The organism is Sphaerisporangium sp. NPDC049457, from assembly GCF_055586705.1.
The window spans coordinates 1-17,252 of record NZ_JBVJHR010000017.1 but is presented as its reverse complement, the minus strand read 5'-3'; the positions used below and the strand labels follow the sequence as shown (position 1 = coordinate 17,252).

12 protein-coding genes are annotated in these 17,252 nt (G+C 72.1%); 9 read left to right on the top strand and 3 right to left on the bottom strand.

The window, feature by feature from the left end; all coding sequences use genetic code 11:
• The first annotated feature begins 184 nt into the window (after positions 1-184).
• From ACZ6QO_RS25540 to ACZ6QO_RS25515, 6 genes are all read left to right on the top strand, one after another.
• Positions 185-1,858, top strand: coding sequence for an acetyl-CoA carboxylase carboxyltransferase subunit alpha (locus ACZ6QO_RS25540; RefSeq protein WP_465854129.1), 1,674 nt, complete (start codon positions 185-187; stop codon positions 1,856-1,858).
• Between the two features lie 186 nt (positions 1,859-2,044).
• Positions 2,045-2,605, top strand: a complete 561-nt coding sequence (locus ACZ6QO_RS25535; RefSeq protein ID WP_465854128.1) for an acetyl-CoA carboxylase biotin carboxyl carrier protein — start codon at positions 2,045-2,047, stop codon at positions 2,603-2,605.
• A 194-nt stretch (positions 2,606-2,799) separates the two neighbouring features.
• Entirely contained in the window at positions 2,800-4,158 is a 1,359-nt protein-coding gene (locus ACZ6QO_RS25530) for an acetyl-CoA carboxylase biotin carboxylase subunit (protein WP_465854127.1), read from the top strand.
• 61 nt (positions 4,159-4,219) lie between these two features.
• Positions 4,220-5,506 (top strand): RNA polymerase sigma factor, encoded by a 1,287-nt coding sequence (locus ACZ6QO_RS25525; RefSeq protein ID WP_465854126.1) that lies wholly within the window; start codon positions 4,220-4,222, stop codon positions 5,504-5,506.
• A 276-nt stretch (positions 5,507-5,782) separates the two neighbouring features.
• On the top strand, positions 5,783-5,920 hold the full coding sequence (locus tag ACZ6QO_RS25520; protein WP_465854125.1) for a hypothetical protein: 138 nt from the start codon (positions 5,783-5,785) through the stop codon (positions 5,918-5,920).
• Positions 5,921-5,922: 2 nt separating this feature from the next.
• Positions 5,923-6,348: an NUDIX domain-containing protein gene (locus tag ACZ6QO_RS25515; protein WP_465854124.1), complete on the top strand. Its 426-nt coding sequence runs from the start codon at positions 5,923-5,925 to the stop codon at positions 6,346-6,348.
• Between the two features lie 36 nt (positions 6,349-6,384).
• On the opposite strand, the gene ACZ6QO_RS25510 is transcribed toward ACZ6QO_RS25515, so the two are convergent.
• The 3 genes from ACZ6QO_RS25510 to ACZ6QO_RS25500 form a co-directional block, all read right to left on the bottom strand.
• Entirely contained in the window at positions 6,385-7,368 is a 984-nt protein-coding gene (locus tag ACZ6QO_RS25510; protein ID WP_465854123.1) for an aldo/keto reductase, read from the bottom strand.
• A 147-nt stretch (positions 7,369-7,515) separates the two neighbouring features.
• Positions 7,516-8,310 carry an SDR family NAD(P)-dependent oxidoreductase gene (locus tag ACZ6QO_RS25505; RefSeq protein WP_465854122.1) on the bottom strand — a complete coding sequence of 265 codons (795 nt, stop codon included), beginning with the start codon at positions 8,308-8,310 and terminating at the stop codon, positions 7,516-7,518.
• A 181-nt stretch (positions 8,311-8,491) separates the two neighbouring features.
• Positions 8,492-8,941 (bottom strand): MarR family winged helix-turn-helix transcriptional regulator, encoded by a 450-nt coding sequence (locus tag ACZ6QO_RS25500; protein ID WP_465854121.1) that lies wholly within the window; start codon positions 8,939-8,941, stop codon positions 8,492-8,494.
• A gap of 131 nt (positions 8,942-9,072) precedes the next feature.
• Between ACZ6QO_RS25500 and ACZ6QO_RS25495 the strand changes: the two genes are divergently transcribed.
• From ACZ6QO_RS25495 to rpoB, 3 genes are all read left to right on the top strand, one after another.
• Complete coding sequence (locus ACZ6QO_RS25495) at positions 9,073-12,348, top strand: efflux RND transporter permease subunit (RefSeq protein ID WP_465854120.1); 3,276 nt, start codon at positions 9,073-9,075, stop codon at positions 12,346-12,348.
• Positions 12,349-12,490: 142 nt separating this feature from the next.
• Entirely contained in the window at positions 12,491-13,918 is a 1,428-nt protein-coding gene (purB, locus tag ACZ6QO_RS25490; RefSeq protein ID WP_465854119.1) for an adenylosuccinate lyase, read from the top strand.
• Between the two features lie 239 nt (positions 13,919-14,157).
• On the top strand, positions 14,158-17,252 hold a 3,095-nt coding region (gene rpoB, locus ACZ6QO_RS25485), incomplete at its 3' end, for a DNA-directed RNA polymerase subunit beta (RefSeq protein WP_465854118.1).

Genomic DNA, 17,252 nt, shown 5'->3' with positions numbered 1-17,252 from the left:
CGCGCGCCGCGGCCGGCGTACCCCCGAAGGTCTGGGGAGGAACGAACATGCGACCACACGTCCGCCCGGAGGCCACCGCGGCACCTTGGGCCGTCACGCCGGCCTGCGCCGCCCCGCCGGCCCGTGCCGCGTTTCCTGATGCGGCCCCGGACGCCGAACACCCGATGGGCTCGGGGAGCGCCGCGTGACCGCCGTCTGCCCGGCCGCCGCCTCCTCGCCGTGGATCCGCTGCCCGGGTTGCCAGGACCCCGTCTACGGTGAGCACCACCGCAGAAACCTGCGCGTGTGCGCGGGCTGCGGCCATCACGATCGGCTGGGCGCCGGCGAGCGGCTGGACCAGCTGTTCGACCCCGGCACGCCGAGCCGGCTCACAGCGGCGCCCACCCTGGACGATCCCCTCGACTTCACCGACGTTCGCCCGTACTCCGTCCGCCTGGAGCAGGCGCGACGGGGCTCGGGTCTGCCGGAGGCGGTGGTGTGCGCCTCCGCGTCCTTGCACGGCCACCCGGTCGTCACCGCCGTCATGGACTTCGCCTTCATGGGCGGCAGCCTCGGGTGCGCCGTCGGGGAACGCATCACCGCCGCCGCCGAGCACGCCCTGAACACGCGCGTGCCGCTTGTGGTGGTGACGGCGTCCGGGGGCGCCCGGATGCAGGAGGGCGCGCTGGCTCTGATGCAGATGGCCAAGACCGCCCAGGCACTGGCCGGCCTGGACGACGCGGGCCTGCTCACCGTGACGGTGGTGACCGACCCCACCTACGGCGGCGTCGCCGCCTCCTACGCCACCCTGGCCGACGTCATCCTCGCCGAGGCCGGCGCGCACATGGGGTTCGCCGGCCCTCGGGTGATCGCCGGCACGATCGGGCAGCGCCTGCCCGACGGCTTCCAGACCGCCGAGACGCTGCTGGCCGGCGGCCTGGTGGACGGGGTACGACAGCGCGCCGAGCTACGCCCGTCGCTGGCTCACCTGTTGTCGGCCGCCGCGTGGGCCCGCGACGGCCGCCGAGTCCCACCGTCGTGGCGGGACGGCGCGCCTCGTCTGGTGCGCCACCCGGGCGAACTGCCCGAGCTGGACCCCTGGCAGACCGTCGTCCTGGCCCGCGACCCCGGTCGTCCCACGACCCTCGACTACGCCTGCCACCTGCTGGAGGACTTCCAGGAACTGCACGGGGACCGGATGTCGGGAGACTGCCCGGCCATCGTCGGCGGCATCGGCCGGCTCGACGGTGTCCCGGTCATGCTCGTCGGCCACCAGAAGGGGCACGACACCCGCGAACTGGTCGCCCGCGGCTTCGGCATGGGGTCTCCGGCCGGGTTCCGCAAGGCGGCCCGGCTCATGCGGCTGGCCGGCAAGCTCGGCCTGCCCGTGGTCACGCTCGTCGACACCCCCGGCGCGTGCGCCGGGGTCGAGGCTGAGGAAGGCGGCCAGGCCCACGCCATCGCCGAGAACCTGCGCCTGATGTCCGCCCTGCCCGTGCCGGTGGTCGCCGTCGTCACCGGAGAGGGCGGCAGTGGCGGCGCGCTCGCCCTGGCCGTGGCCGACCGGGTGCTCGCCTTGGGTAACGCCGTCTATTCGGTGATCAGCCCTGAAGGGTGCGCGGCGATCTTGTGGCGTGACCCGTCCGCCGCGCCCCGAGCCGCGGGCGCCCTGCGGCTCACGGCGCGAGACCTGCTTGGTCAGGGCGTCGTCGACGCCGTGGTCCCCGAGCCGGACGGCGGCGCTCACCGCGACCCGGCCCTCACCGCCGGCCTGGTCGGTCGCGCCGTCACCTCGACGTTGTACGAACTGGCGCGGACCGACCCGGCCGACCTGGTGGCCGCGCGCAGACGGCGCTTCCGCCGCTACGGAGTCGTGTGATGCGCCCGCGACGGGCGTTCGCCAGGCCGGGCGCCGTACAGCGGCGCCGGCATCGCCGTCCTACGACCCGCCGGCCCGGCGCCGATCAAATCAAGCACCACAGCGGGGAAGAACCGCCGCCGGCGAGCGGCCACACCGGCCAACCCGTCACATCACGGTAGTGGTGGCCGTTCGAGGAGGAAGCGCATGACAGCCGAGATCACACCGGTGGACGAGGGGGAGCGCGTGCTGGACTGGGTCGTGCGCCACGCCGCGAAGTTGGCGGGCGCCGGCCCTGCGCCGCTGCACAGGATCACCGTCTCCACCGCCACCCTGGCCGTCGCGGTGGAGTGGGCGGCCACGCCGAGCGCCGCCGGCGATCCCGCCCGCGTGCCGGACGGGCCGGCCGCCCGGTCCGGCGGCCCTCGCGGGCAGGCCGGGGACGGCGCCGATGCTCATGTCGATCGGCTGGACGACGCCCCTGCCCGTGCCGGGGACGGTGCGGCGTTCGCGGACGGCGCGATCGTGGTCACCTCACCGATGGTGGGCACGTTCTACCGGGCCCAGGAGCCGGGCGCTCCGCCGTTCGTCGAGGTGGGCGACATCGTCGAGCCCGGACAGCAGATCGGGATAGTCGAGGCCATGAAACTCATGAACGCCGTGCAGGCGGAGCATGGCGGCCGCGTCACCGAGATCGTCGCCGCCGATGGCGCGCCGGTGCAGTACGAGGAACCGCTGCTCGCCCTGGTCCCCCTAGGTGATCACTGACCTGGCACGAGACGAGGGACTCGCACGCGAGCGACGGAGATGGATCGAGGAGAGGGATCGATCCGGATGAGGAGACCGACTCGTAGACGATCCGCCTGAGGTGATCGGCCCGCTGAGGGGTCGAGAGTCCGTGTGGGACGGCCGATCTGTAAGCGGTCACTGATAGCAATTCCGAGCCCGGAGCCTGGAGCGCCATGTTCACCACAGTTCTGATCGCCAACCGGGGCGAGATCGCGCTGCGCGTGCTCCGGACGTGCCGTGAGATGGGGATCCGCACGGTGGTCGCCCATTCCACGGTGGACCGCGACTCCCCGGCGGTGCGCCTGGCCGACGAGGCCGTCCAGATCGGGCCGGCCGCGCCGCGGCGCAGCTACCTCAACGCGGCCGCGATCGTGGCCGCCGCGCTGCAGACCGGCGCCGACGCCGTCCATCCCGGGTACGGCTTCCTGTCGGAGAGCGCCGAGTTCGCCGAGATCTGCCAGGCGCACGGCCTGACCCTGATCGGCCCGCCGCCTCGGGTGATCGCGCGCCTGGGCGACAAGGTGTCGGCCAGGGAGTTCGCGGTGGCCGCCGGCCTGCCCGTGCTGCCCGGCGGTGCGGACCCGGCCGGCGGCGCCGCCGAGGCCGCGCGCACCGCCGACGCCGTCGGCTACCCCGTCGTGATCAAGGCCGCGGCGGGCGGCGGCGGTCGCGCCATGACCGTGGCGCACAAGCCCGGCGAGTTCGCCGCCGCGTACGCGGCCACCCGCCGCGACGCGCTGGCGCTGTTCGGCGACCCCCGCGTGTACGTGGAGAAGTACGTGGACGCGGCCCGGCACGTGGAGGTGCAGATCCTCGCCGACGGCCACGGCGACGTCGTCCACCTCGGCGCGCGCGACTGCTCGGTGCAGCGGCGCCGGCAGAAACTGATCGAGGAGACCCCGCCGCCCAACCTTCCCGCGGCGACCGTCGAGCACCTGGGGGAGATCACCGTGCGCGCCGCCCGCGCCGCCGGATACGTGGGCGCCGGCACCTTCGAGTACGTGCTGGACGAGCACGGCGCGTGCTACTTCATCGAGGTGAACTGCCGGCTGCAGGTGGAGCACCCCATCACCGAGATGGTGACCGGCGTCGACCTGGTGCGCGAGCAGATCCTCGTCGCGGCGGGGCGGCGGCTGTCGCTGCGGCAGGCCGACATCGCCCCTTGCGGGGTGGCCATCGAATGCCGGGTCAACGCCGAGGATCCCGCGCGCGGTTTCCTGCCCGCGCCCGGCCTGATCGAGCGGTTCGTCCCCCCGGGCGGCCCGTTCACCCGGGTGGACACCCACGCGGCCGCCGGAGTGCGGATCACGGCCGACTACGACCCGCTGATCGCGAAGGTGGCGGTGTGGGCTCCCACGCGGGAACAGGCGCTGGCCCGCGCCGACCGGGCGCTGGAGGAGACCGTCGTCCAGGGGCCGGGGCTGCGCACCGGCCTGCCGTTCCTGCGCGAGGTGCTCGCCCACCCGCTGTTCCGGTACGCCAAGCACACCACCTCCCTGGTCGAGCAGATGATGTCCACCCCGATGAGCTGAGGACCGCGCCAAGGGGGCCCGGTTTGCGGGCGTGGCGGAGAAGATGCTGTGATAGGTCGCCATGGCGGTTTCGGAAGCGCATCGGGCGATCGACCAGGTGTGGAGGGCCGAGTCGGCACGGGTGACGGCCGGTCTGGCCCGTGTCGTGCGCGACATCGGGGTCGCCGAGGAACTCGCCCAGGACGCGCTGGTGGCCGCGCTCGAGCAGTGGCCGCGCGAGGGCGTCCCGCGCAATCCCGGCGCCTGGCTCATGGCCGTCGGCAAGCGCCGGGCGATCGACCTGCTCCGGCGGCGCGAGCGCTTGGAGCGCAAGGTCGAGGAACTCGGCCACGAACTGCTCAGCGACGCCCGAGACGACGACGCGGACCTGACCGCGCTGGAGGAGTCCCTCGACGGCGGCATCGAGGACGACATGCTGCGCCTGGTGTTCACCGCCTGCCACCCGGTGCTGTCCGCCGAGGCGCGCGTGGCGCTCACCCTGCGCATGCTCGGCGGGCTGAGAACCGAGGAGATCGCCAGGGCGTTCCTGGTGGGCGAGGCGACCGTGGCCCAGCGCATCGTGCGGGCCAAGCGCGCCCTGGCCGACGCCCGGGTCCCCTTCGAGGTGCCCGCGGGCGCCGAGCTGGCCGGACGGCTGTCGTCGGTGCTGGAGGTCATCTACCTGATCTTCAACGAGGGGTACACCGCGACCGCCGGGGACGACTGGATGCGCCCGGCGCTGTGCGAGGAGGCGCTGCGCCTGGGCAGGGTGCTTACCGGGCTGATGCCCCGCGAGCCGGAGGTCCACGGCCTGGTCGCGCTCATGGAGATCCAGGCGTCCCGCTCGGCCGCCCGGGTCGGCCCGTCGGGGGAGCCGGTCCTGCTGCTGGAACAGGACCGCCGCCGGTGGGACCGCGCCGCCGTCCAGCGCGGGCTGGTGTCCCTGGAACGCGCCGAGGCGCTCGGCGGCGCCCCGGGGCCCTACACCCTGCAGGCCGCGATCGCCGCCTGCCACGCCCGCGCGGCCGCCGCCGCCGACACCGACTGGGTGCGCATCGCCACGCTGTACGAGGCGCTGGTGCGGCTGGTGCCCTCTCCGGTGGTGGAGCTGAACCGCGCGGTGGCCCTGGCGATGGCGTTCGGCCCGGAGGCGGGTCTGCGGCTGGTGGACGAACTGGCCGGTGATTCGTCGTTGAAGGGCTACCATCTGCTGCCGAGCGTGCGAGGCGACCTGCTGTTCCGCCTGGGCAGGACCGCCGAGGCGCGCGCGGAGTTCGAGCGCGCGGCCTCCCTCACCCGCAACGACCGCGAGCGCACCCTGCTGCTGGCCCGCGCCGCCGCCTGCGCCCCCTCGGACGCGTCCGGCTGAGCCCGCCGCGCCCGCCCGTCAAAGCCCGCCGGCGCATCGCAGGCCCCGTCCACGATGGGGCCGGCTACTGGGCGGGGCCGGCAACAGGGCGGGGGTTCCCGCAGGGCGGGCGTCTGCTGCGGTCCGGCGTCTGCTGCGGGCGGGCTCCGGCTAATCGGATTGCCGGGGTCGCGGGCGGTGTGCGAGTCTCGGCGGGTTCCATCGGCGCGAGGCGGTGGCGGGCGTGCCGCGCACCGCGCGTTCTGACTTTCCGGGAGGCATGGCATGGGTGACGGCATGCGACCGCCGGATCCGCTGACGGCGGCGCTGGACCGCTACCGGCCCTCGACCGGGCAGGAGGCCGCCGACCTTGAGCGGGCCCGCGCGCTGCCCGCGGCCGGTGACCCCTGGGGCGCTCGACCGCGCTGCACGTAACGGTGTCGGCGCTGGTCCTGCACCCTCCCACCCGCAGGGTGCTGCTGCGCCGGCACGCCCGTCAGGGCGCGTGGCTGCAGGTGGGCGGGCACGCCGACCCCGGCGAGACCGACCCGCCCGCCGTCGCGCTGCGCGAGGGCGAGGAGGAGACCGGCCTGGCCGACCTGCGGCCATGGCCGGACGGGTCGTCCGCCGAGATCGTGCACGTGGTGGTCGTCCCGGTCGCGGCGAGCGCGCACGAGCCGGCCCATGAGCACGCCGACCTGCGGTACCTGCTGGCGACCTCCACTCCGGAGGCGGCCCGTCCGGAGAACCCCGGGGCGCCGCTGCGCTGGCTGAGCATCCCCGAGGCGATGGCGCTGACGGAGGCCAACGTCCGCGAGACGCTGGCCCGCGCCGAGCGGCTCCTGGACCGCCACCTGTCCTGACTCATGAGATTGCCCGGCTGAGGAGGCCGCCCTGATTCAGGAGGTGAGGCGGGGCAGGCCGGCGGCCGGGTAGCGCTCGCCGGCCACGGCGCCCTTGGGGGCGGCCTTCTCCAGCGCGTCCAGTTCGTCGCCGGTCAGCGCGATGTCGAGCGCGGCGACGTTCTGCTCCAGGTAGGTGCGCCGCTTGGTGCCCGGGATGGGCACGACGTCCCCGCCCTGGTCGAGCACCCAGGCCAGGGCTAGCTGGGCCGGTGTGACGCCCTTGTTCTGGGCGATCTCCTCCACTCCGGCGACCAGCGTCCGGTTGGCGGTGAAGTTCTCGCCCTGGAATCGCGGGTTGGAGGCGCGGAAGTCGGTGGCGTCGAGCTGTCCGGCGCTGGTGATCGCGCCGGTGAGGAAACCGCGGCCGAGCGGGCTGTAGGCGACCAGCCCGATGCCGAGCTCGCGGAACAGCGGGATCAGCTCCGCCTCGATGTCCCTGGTGAACAGCGAGTACTCGTACTGGCCCGCCGTGACCGGATGGACGGCGTGGGCGCGGCGGACCACGTCCGGGGCGGCCTCGGAGATGCCCAGGTGGCGCACCTTGCCGGCGGCGACCAGTTCGGCCATGGCGCCCCAGGTCTCCTCGATCGGCACCGAGGGGTCGACGCGGTGCTGGTAGTACAGGTCGATGTGGTCGACGCCGAGCCGCTGGAGGGAGGCGTCGCACGCCTGCCGCAGGTAGTCGGGACGGCCGTTGACGCCGACGCGGGTGCCGTCGGGCCGGCGTTCGATGCCGAACTTGGTGGCCAGGACGACCTCGTCCCTGCGCGCGGCGATCGCCGCGCCGACCAGCCGTTCGTTGGTGAAGGGGCCGTACATGTCGGCGGTGTCCAGGAATGTGACGCCGAGGTCGAGGGCCCGGTGGATGGTGGCGGTGGACTCTGCGTCGTCGCCCGGCCCGTAGAACTCGCTCATGCCCATGCAGCCGAGTCCGAGGGCCGAGACGGTCAGGCCCCGGCCAAGGGCGCGCTGTTTCATGGCTGGTCCTCCTCGCTGCTGTGGCGGTCATGCCGGACGCGCGGAGGCGTCCGTGCCCTCCAGTGTTGAACCTGGAGCGCGCTCCAGGTCAAATCCCCGCCATGACCATACTTTGTAAAGGCGACGGGAACGCAGAACACCACACGATCAATGAACGGAGAAACCACCATCGACGCAGATGGTCTGGCCGGTGATGTACTCGGCGGCGTCGCCCGCCAGCAGGACGGCGATGCCGGCGAAGTCGCCGGGCAGGCCGTTGCGGCCGACCATGGCGCGGGCGGCCATCGCCTCGACGCGGCCGGGGATGGCCTGGGCGGGAGCGGTGAGCGGGGTGAGCACGAACCCGGGGACGACGGTGTTGCTGCGCACCCCCTGGCGGGACCAGGCTTCCGCCTGCGAGCGGGTGAGCCCGGCGACGGCGGCCTTGCTGACGCCGTAGGCGCCGCTGTCGCCGAAGGCGCTGATCGACTGCTGGGAGCCGACGTTGATGATGCGGCCCCAGCCGCGCGCGGCCATGCGCGGGCCGAAGTGCTGGCCGAGCATGTACGGGGCGGTGATGTTGACGCGCATCGTCGCCTCGTAGTCCTCGGGGGTGAGTTCCCCCATGGGGCGGCGGATGTTGTTGGCGGCGACGTTGACCAGGATGTCGATCTCGCCGAAGAAGCCGGCGGCCTGGTCGCACACCCGGCGCAGGCCAGCGGGTTCGCCCAGGTCGGCGGCGATGGTGGCCACGCGCACGCCGTGGCCGCGCATGCGTTCGGCGGCGGCGGCCAGCTCGGGTTCGCGGCGGGCGACGATGACGACACCGGCGCCGGCGCGGCCGATCGCCTCGGCCATGGCCTGGCCGATGCCGGAGCTGCCGCCGGTCACCAGGGCGGTGCGGCCGGACAGGGAGAACAGCGCGTCCAGATGGCCCGGGACGGGCGGGTGATCGTCGTGCACGGCCCCTGAAGCTACCAGTCCGGCCGTCACGACCGCCGACGAGCCCCGCGGACGGCGGGACGGGTGAACGGCGGGACGGGTGAACGGCGGGGCCCCGGCCACGGGCTTCGTGAACCGGTACGGCCCGGCGGCCGGGGCCGTGAACCGGCGAGGCGCGGCGTGCGGAGATCGGCCGGGTGGGTCAGTAGGGGCCGTACAGGTCGGTGGCGGCCTGGCAGAGCTTGGTCATCACCTTGTCCAGGTCGCGCAGCGTGGGGGTGTCCAGCCGGTCGAGCAGGCGCCGGTAGCCGGTGAGGCCGGCGTCGATGAGCTCCTCGGTCATGCGCCGCCCGGCCTCGGTGAGCTCGACGCGGCGGATGCGGCGGTCGCTGGGGTCCTCGCGTCGGGTGACCAGCCCTTGGGCGACGAGCCGGTCGACGATGCCGGTGACGGTGCCGAGGCCGGTGCCGAGGGTGGCGGCGAGCTCCTGGCCGGAGGCCGAGCCGCGGCCGGTCAGGATGAGGGTGACCTTGAGCTGCTGCATGGTGAGGTTGAGAGCCAGCAGCGGCAACGAGCGGTCGTTGGAGAAGGCGCGTCCCAGGGCGTGCTGGGCCTCGCCGATGCGAGCGATGAGCTCTTCTCTGTCGTCCACTTTCACCTTCCGCGCGGGCCCGGTCAGGTTACCAGGAGTTCATGACGGGGCTAAATATTCGCTCTACGCGAAGTGTTAGCATTGCCGGAAACTTTCAGGGTTCTCACCCGCGAATCGGGAGGTCCACGCCAATGACCGCTCTGGCCAGGCTCAGCCTCGCCAACCGCAGCCTCGTCATCATGGTCGCGGTCGTGATCAGCGCGTTCGGAGCCTTCGCGATCCCGTCGCTGAAGCAGCAGCTGCTGCCCTCGCTGTCGTTTCCCGGGGCGTTCGTGGTGGCGCCGTACGCGGGCGCCGCTCCCGACATCGTCGAAGAGCAGGTCACCAAGCCCATCGAGAGCGGGTTCCAGGGCATCGCGGGCGTCACCGAGGTGACCTCGACCTCCCGCGAGGGCATGGCGCAGATCCAGGTGTCGTTCGAGTACGGCACCGACGTCGAGGCGGCGGTGGCCAAGCTGCAGCAGGCCGTGGGCCGGCTGAGCGGACGGCTGCCGGCCGGGGTGGAACCGACGGTGGTGGCGGGCAACACCGACGACATCCCGGTGATGGTGCTGGCCGTGGGCGACGGCGGCGACCAGCGCGCCATGTACGACAAGCTGAACCGCATCGCGGTGCCCGAGTTGCGCGGCATCGCCGGGGTGCGCGAGGTGTCGGTCACCGGGGCCCGCGAGCGGACGGTCGTCATCACCCCCAACCTGCTCAGCATGGCGTTGCACGGGGTGTCTCCACTGTCGATCCCCGAGGCGCTGCGGGCCAACGGCACGCCGATCCCGGCCGGCAGCCTCACCCAGGACGGCAAGACGCTGACGGTGCAGATCGGCCGGCGCATCTCCTCCATCGAGGACCTGCGCGATCTGTACCTGACCCCGCAGGCGCCGGCGGCGCAGGCCCAGAACCCGGCCGCGCGGCAGGGCACGCCGGGCGGCGCGGGCGGCGCCGGGGGGCAGGCGGGCGCCGCCGGGCGCGCGGGAACCCCCGCCGGCGCGTCCGGAGCCACGGGCGGGGCCGGCGCGGCGGCGGTGCCGGCGCCCAAGCCGGTGAAGCTCGGCGAGGTGGCCACCATCGAGGAGAAGCCGGCCGAGGCCACCACGATCACCCGGACGAACGGCTCCTCCAGCCTCGGCATGTCGCTGACCATGACCCCCGACGGCAACGCCGTGCGGATCTCCCACGACGTGCGCGAGATGCTGCCCGGGCTCACCAGGGCGCTCGGCGACGCCGCCGAGATGATCGTGGTGTTCGACCAGGCCCCCTACGTGGAGCGCTCGATCGAGGACCTGTCGACCGAGGGGCTGCTCGGCCTGGTCTTCGCGGTGCTGGTCATCCTGCTGTTCCTGCTGTCGCTACGCTCGACGCTGGTGACGGCGGTGTCCATCCCGCTGTCGGTGATCATCGCGCTGATCGCGCTGTGGGCGGGGGACTATTCGCTGAACCTGCTCACGCTGGGCGCGCTCACCATCGCGATCGGCCGGGTGGTGGACGACTCGATCGTGGTGCTGGAGAACATCAAGAGGCACCTGGGCTACGGCGAGGACAAACGCGGGGCGGTGCTGACCGCGGTGCGCGAGGTGAGCGGCGCGGTCACCGCCTCCACGCTCACCACGGTGGCGGTGTTCCTGCCGATCGCCTTCGTCGGCGGCATGATCGGCCAGCTGTTCGCGCCGTTCGCCGTCACGGTGACCGTGGCGCTGCTGGCCTCGCTGCTGGTGTCGCTGACGGTGATCCCGGTGCTGGCCTACTGGTTCTTAGAGGCGCCGCGCCTGTCGCCGCAGGAGGCGTCGCGGGTGCGGGAGCTGGCGGAGGCCAAGGAGCTCCGCAGCCCGCTTCAGCGCATGTACCTGCCAGTGCTGAGGTTCGCGACGCGGCATCGCGTGGTCACGCTGCTCGCCGGGGTGCTGGTGTTCGTCGGGACCTTCGGGCTGGCGCCGGGGCTGAAGACGAACTTCATCGACTCCTCGGGCAACGACACCATCTCCCTGACGCAGAAGATGCCGGCCGGCACCGACCTGGTCACCACCGACGCGGCGGCCAAGCAGGTCGAGCGGGTGCTGGCCTCCATCGGCGACATCGCCTCCTACCAGGTCAACGTGGGGTCGGGCGGCACATTCGCCGGTGGGGTGGGCGGTTCGGCCGACAAGGCGTCGTACTCGGTGACCGTCGCCGAGGGCGTCGACACTCCGGCGCTGGAGAACACGCTGCGCCACCGGCTGGCCGGCCTGAGCGGCGTGGGGGAGATCACCGTCGGGGGACAGGGCGGCGGCGGGTTCGCCTCCGACCGCGCCGAGGTCATCCTTCAGGGGCCGGACCTGACGGCGCTGAAGTCGGGGGCCGACGCGGTGGCGGCGGCGATGCGCGGCATCGACGGGCTGCGCGATGTGTCCTCCAACCTGGAGTCCAGCGCGCCGCGGGTCCAGGTCGAGGTCGACCGGCGCAAGGCGGCCGCCGCGGGGCTGTCGGAGGCGGGCATCGGGCAGAGCGTCGCCCAGGCGTTCCGCGGCGCCACGGTCGGCCAGATCACCCTGGACGGGCGCACCAGCGACGTCGTGCTGCGCACCGGCGCCAAGACGCCGGGCGACCTCGCGGCCGTGCGGTCGCTGAAGCTGCCCACGGCGTCGGGGACGGTGAAGCTGTCCAGCGTGGCGCGGGTGCGCCAGGTCGCCGGGCCGACGCAGATCACCCGTAAGGACGGCGACCGCACCGCATCGGTGTCGGCCGCCGCCGAGGCCAGCGACCTGGGAAGCGTCACCGCGAAGATCACCGAGCGGATGCGGTCGCTGACCTTGCCGGCCGGGGTGAGCTACAGCATCGGCGGGGTGAGCGCCGACCAGGACGAGGCGTTCGCCCAGCTCGGCATGGCCATGCTGGCCGCCATCGCCATCGTTTTCATGATCATGGTGGCGGCGTTCCGCAGCTTCGCCCAGCCGCTGATCCTGCTGGTGTCCATCCCGTTCGCCGCGACCGGCGCCATCGGGCTGCTGCGCGTCACCGACACCCCGCTGGGCGTCCCCGCCCTGATCGGCATGCTGATGCTGATCGGCATCGTGGTCACCAACGCGATCGTGCTGATCGACCTGATCAACCAGTACCGCGAGCAGGGCATGGGCGTGGTGGAGGCGGTCGTGGAGGGCGGCCGGCGCCGCCTGCGGCCGATCCTGATGACGGCGATCGCCACGATCTGCGCGCTGACGCCGATGGCGGCCGGCCTGACCGGGTCGGGCGGGTTCATCTCCCAGCCGCTGGCGATCGTGGTGATCGGCGGCCTGGTGTCCTCCACGCTGCTGACGCTGGTGCTCGTCCCGACGCTGTACACGATCGTCGAGCGCACCAAGGAGCGGCTGCGGCGCCGCGGCGGCCGCGGCGAGCCCGAGGTCAAGGTGTACGACACCGAGGCCCTGGTCGGCCGCTGACCGGCGGTCCGCGGGCGTCCGGCGCCGGGCACCGGCGGGAAGGGCGGGCCGGTGCCCGCGGCGGGCCGGAAGGTGCGGGCGCGCGGCGAGGGGGACCCTCGCCGGGCGGTGGCCGGGCGGGGCGCCTATACACTGGGGCGACGTGACCAAGCCGCGTATTCCCAATGTCCTGGCGACCCGCTACGCCTCACCCGATCTGGCCCGCCTGTGGTCGCCCGAGCACAAGGTGGTGGCCGAGCGCCGGCTCTGGCTGGCGGTGCTGCGGGCCCAGGCCGAGCTGGGCGTCCCGGTGCCGGTCGGCGTGGCCGGCGACTACGAGGCGGTGGCCGAGAAGGTCGACCTCGACTCCATCGCCGAGCGTGAGCGCCTGACCCGCCACGACGTCAAGGCCCGCATCGAGGAGTTCAACGCCCTGGCCGGGCACGAGCACGTGCACAAGGGCATGACCTCCCGCGACCTGACCGAGAACGTCGAGCAGCTGCAGATCCGCGACAGCCTGCTGCTGGTGCGCGACCGCTGCGTGGCGCTGCTGGCGCGTCTGGCCGAGCTGGCCGCCCGGCATTCGGGCCTGGTGATGGCCGGCCGCTCCCACAACGTGGCGGCGCAGGCCACCACGCTGGGCAAGCGGTTCGCCACGGCGGCCGACGAGCTGCTGGTGGCCTTCGCCCGGCTGGAGGAGCTCATCGCCCGTTACCCGCTGCGCGGGATCAAGGGCCCGGTGGGCACCGCACAGGACATGCTGGACCTGCTGGGCGGCGACGCGGCCAAGCTGGCGGTCCTGGAGGAGCGGGTGGCGCGGCATCTGGGGTTCGCCACCGGGTTCACCAGCGTCGGCCAGGTCTACCCGCGGTCGCTGGACTACGAGGTGCTGACGGCCCTGGTGCAGCTGGCGTCGGCGCCCTCCAGCCTGGCCAAGACGATCCGGCTGATGGCGGGGCACGAGCTGGTCACCGAGGGGTTCAAGCCGGGGCAGGTGGGCTCCAGCGCGATGCCGCACAAGATGAACACCCGTTCCTGTGAGCGGGTCAACGGGCTGACCGTGGTGCTGCGCGGGTACGCCTCGATGGCCGGCGAGCTGGCCGGCGACCAGTGGAACGAGGGGGATGTGTCGTGTTCGGTGGTGCGCCGGGTGGCGCTGCCGGACGCGTTCTTCGCCTTCGACGGGCTGGTGGAGACGATGCTGACGGTGCTGTCGGAGTTCGGCGCGTTCCCGGCGGTGGCCGCGGCCGAGCTCGACCGCTATCTGCCGTTCCTGGCGACGACCAAGATGCTGATGGCGGCGGTGCGGGCCGGGGTGGGCCGCGAGAGCGCCCACGAGGTCATCAAGGAGCACGCGGTGGCATCGGCGCTGGCGATGCGCGAGACCGGATCGCCCAACCTGCTGCTGGACCGCCTGGCCGCCGACGAGCGGTTCCCGCTGGACCGCGCCGCGCTGGACGCTCTGCTGGCCGATCCGGCGCCGTTCACCGGGGCGGCCGCGGCGCAGGCCGACCAGGTGGTGGCGCGGGCCGGTGAGGTCGTGGCCCGTTATCCGCGGGCCGCCGCCTACCGTCCGGGCGCCATCTTGTGAGGCGCCGGCCGGCCTTTCCCGGGTGACGACGCGCCGGGATTGACAAGCGGGGCGGCGTACGGCATCCTGAAGATGCGACCGGGAAGATGGGTCTGCGTTAGCGTGGACAAATTGGGTTAGAGCGAGTACGCTCATCCGTCCACGCTGCTTTTTTTGGCGACCCGCTCCGCTCGCTCACGTTGCGAGGTCGTCCGGCGTGCGTGTAGTCAGTCCGCCGCGAGCCTTCGGAAGGACATCTGTTGGCAGCCTCGCGCAACGCCTTCGCCGTACCCGCCGGTCCCCGCCGTGTTTCCTTCGCGCGCATTCAGGAGCCGCTCGAAGTTCCCGATCTTCTCGCCCTGCAGACAGAGTCGTTCGACTGGCTGCTCGGCCACGACAGATGGAAGGCCCGGGTCGAAGCGGCCCGCCGGGCCGGGCGCACGAACGTCCCGGCCCAATCGGGCCTTGAGGAGATCTTCGAAGAGATCAGCCCGATCGAGGACTTCTCCGGAACGATGTCCTTGTCGTTCCGCGATCACCGGTTCGAGCCGCCCAAGTACTCGGTCGACGAGTGCAAGGACAAGGACATGACCTTCTCCGCGCCGATGTTCGTCACGGCGGAGTTCATCAATAACACCACCGGCGAGATCAAGAGCCAGACGGTGTTCATGGGCGACTTCCCGCTCATGACGCCGAAGGGCACCTTCATCGTCAACGGCACCGAACGTGTCGTGGTCTCCCAGCTCGTCCGCTCTCCGGGCGTGTACTTCGAGCGCAACGCCGACAAGACCTCCGACAAGGACCTGTACGGCTGCAAGGTCATCCCGTCCAGGGGCGCCTGGCTGGAGTTCGAGATCGACAAGCGCGACAGCGTCGGGGTGCGCATCGACCGCAAGCGCAAGCAGCCCGTCACCGTGCTGCTCAAGGCGCTGGGCTGGACCAGCGACCAGATCCTCGAGCGGTTCGGCCGGTACGAGTCGATGCGCGCCACCCTGGAGAAGGACCACACCTCCGGCCAGGACGACGCCCTGCTCGACATCTACCGCAAGCTGCGCCCGGGCGAGCCTCCGACCAAGGAGTCCGCGCAGACGCTGCTGGAGAACCTCTATTTCAACCCCAAGCGCTACGACCTGGCCAAGGTCGGCCGCTACAAGATCAACAAGAAGCTCGGCCGGGACGCCGACATCACCGTCGCCGTTCTGACCGAGGACGACATCGTCGCGACCGTCGAGTACCTGGTGCGCCTGCACGCCGGCGAGGAGTCCACCGGCCTGCCGCTCGAGGTCGACGACATCGACCACTTCGGCAACCGGCGGGTCCGCAACGTCGGCGAGCTGATCCAGAACCAGGTCCGCCTGGGCCTGGCCCGCATGGAGCGCGTCGTCCGCGAGCGCATGACTACGCAGGACGTCGAGGCGATCACGCCGCAGACCCTGATCAACATCCGCCCGGTCGTGGCCGCCATGAAGGAGTTCTTCGGCACCTCGCAGCTGTCGGTCTACATGGACCAGACCAACCCGCTGTCGGGGCTGACGCACCGGCGGCGGCTGTCGGCGCTCGGACCGGGCGGACTGTCGCGTGAGCGGGCCGGCGTGGAGATGCGCGACGTCCACCCGTCCCACTACGGCCGGATGTGCCCGATCGAGACCCCCGAGGGCCCGAACATCGGCCTCATCGGCTACCTGGCCTGTTTCGCCCGCCTCAACGCCTTCGGCTTCGTCGAGACCCCCTACCGCAAGGTCGTGGACGGGAAGGTGACCGGCCAGATCGACTACCTGACCGCCGACGAGGAGGACCTGTACGTGATCGCCCAGGCGAACTCCCCGCTGTCGGCGGACGGGGCCTTCGCCGAGCGGCGGGTGCTGGTCCGCACCAAGGGCGGCGAGTTCGAGTACGTCCGGTCCGCCGAAGTGCACTACATGGACGTGTCGCCACGCCAGATGGTGTCGGTGGCGACGGCGATGATCCCGTTCCTGGAGCACGACGACGCCAACCGCGCGCTCATGGGCGCCAACATGATGCGCCAGTCGGTGCCCCTGCTCAGGAGCGAGGCGCCGCTGGTCGGCACCGGCATGGAGTACCGCGCGGCCACCGACTCGGGCGACACGGTCACCGCCGGCAAGGCCGGCGTGGTCGAGGAGGTCTGCGCCGACTACATCACGGTCTCCAACGACGACGGCACCGGCACCACCTATCGGCTGGCGAAGTTCAAGCACTCCAACCAGGGCACGAGCTTCAACCAGAAGCCGATCGTGGACGAGGGCGACCGGGTGGAGGCCGGCCAGGTCGTCGCCGACGGCCCGTGCACCGACGACGGCGAGATGGCCCTGGGCAAGAACCTCCTGGTGGCGTTCATGCCGTGGGAGGGCCACAACTACGAAGACGCGATCATCCTGTCCCAGCGCCTGGTGCAGGACGACGTGCTGTCCTCGATCCACATCGAGGAGCACGAGGTCGACGCCCGTGACACCAAGCTGGGCCCTGAGGAGATCACCCGGGACATCCCGAACGTCTCCGAGGAGGTCCTGGCCGACCTGGACGAGCGCGGCATCATCCGCATCGGCGCCGAGGTGGAGAACGGTGACATCCTGGTGGGCAAGGTCACCCCGAAGGGCGAGACCGAGCTGACCCCGGAGGAGCGGCTGCTGCGTGCGATCTTCGGTGAGAAGGCCCGCGAGGTCCGTGACACCTCGTTGAAGGTGCCGCACGGTAAGCAGGGCAAGGTCATCGGGGTGCGGGTGTTCAGCCGTGAGGAGGGCGACGAGCTTCCTCCCGGCGTGAACGAGCTGGTCCGGGTGTACGTGGCCCAGAAGCGCAAGATCACCGAAGGGGACAAGCTGGCGGGACGCCACGGCAACAAGGGCGTCATCTCCAAGATCCTCCCCGTGGAGGACATGCCGTTCCTTGAGGACGGCACCCCGGTCGACATCATCCTCAACCCGCTGGGCGTGCCCGGCCGGATGAACGTCGGCCAGGTCCTGGAGACCCACCTGGGGTGGATCGCCGCACGCGGCTGGGACATCACCGGAGTGCAGGAGGCCTGGGCCGAACGGCTGCGCGACAAGGGCCTGGAACAAGTCGAGCCGCGCACCAACATGGCCACCCCGGTGTTCGACGGCGCCCACGAGGAGGAGATCGTCGGCCTGCTCGACAGCACCGTCCCCACCCGCGACGGCGACCGGCTGGTGCGACGCGACGGCAAGGCCACGCTGTTCGACGGGCGCAGCGGCGAGCCGTTCCCCTATCCCATCGCGGTCGGCTACATCTACATCCTCAAGCTGCTCCACCTGGTCGACGACAAGATCCACGCCCGGTCGACCGGTCCGTACTCGATGATCACCCAGCAGCCGCTCGG